The sequence below is a fragment of the Roseateles sp. P5_E1 genome, assembly GCF_054049335.1.
In genome coordinates this window covers 1-798 of sequence record NZ_JBFUMN010000167.1, presented here as the reverse complement: position 1 = coordinate 798, position 798 = coordinate 1, and the positions used below count along the sequence as shown (strand labels likewise).

Annotated in this window: 1 protein-coding gene and 1 pseudogene; both read right to left on the bottom strand. The window is 65.8% G+C overall.

The window, feature by feature from the left end; all coding sequences use genetic code 11:
- Nucleotides 1-570 (bottom strand): phosphate signaling complex protein PhoU (phoU, locus tag ACXJKJ_RS30395; RefSeq protein ID WP_457395128.1); only part of this gene is annotated, 570 nt, incomplete at its 3' end.
- A gap of 35 nt (nt 571-605) precedes the next feature.
- A pseudogene (locus ACXJKJ_RS30390) lies at nt 606-798 on the bottom strand (phosphate ABC transporter ATP-binding protein); the annotation flags it as partial.

The window sequence follows — 798 nt, the reverse complement described above, 5'->3', positions numbered from 1 at the left end:
CAGCAGGTGCGTGCACGGGGTGATGTTGCGCGGGTCTTCCATCATGTAGGTCAGCAGCTCGCGGAACAGCGCGGTGTACTGCGCGTCCAGGCGCGCGTCGTCATCGCGCAGCGTCAGGGCAGCGGCGGCGTCGTTGTCGCGGTAGGCCTGGATGGCGCGGCGAACCTGCTCGGCGGCCAGCCGGCCAAGCGAGCGCAGGCCTTCGATCTGCGGCAGCGGCGGCACCTTGCTCAGCGCGATCGAGCGCTTGGCCACGTTGGCGGCGTAGTCGCCGATACGCTCGATATCGGCCGGGATGCGCAGGCCGGCGAGGATCTCGCGCAGGTCGCGGGCCATCGGGCCACGCAGCGCCAGGCGCATCACGTCGTGGCTGATCTGCTGTTCCAGTGCGTCGATCGCTTCATCGTTGGCGATGATGCGATGGGCGGCGTGGTCGTCGCGCTTCTCGATGACGTCCATGGACGCCTCGAGCTGGGCGACGGCCATCTCGCCCATGCGCACGATCTCGGCCACCAGGCGTTGCTGCTCTTCGTCGTAGCTCTTGACGATGTGGTCGTTGGGAATGCTCATGCGGTTCTATCCAGTGGTTCGTGTGCGGGCCGGGATCAGCCGACGCGGCCGGTGATGTAGTCTTCGGTCTGCTGCTTGTTGGGCTGCGAGAAGATCACTTCGGTGCGGTCGTGTTCGATCAGGTCGCCCAGGTACATGAAGGCGGTGTAGTCGGACACGCGCGCGGCCTGCTGCATGTTGTGGGTGACGATGACGATGGTGTAATCGTGCTTGAGCTCTTCGACCAGC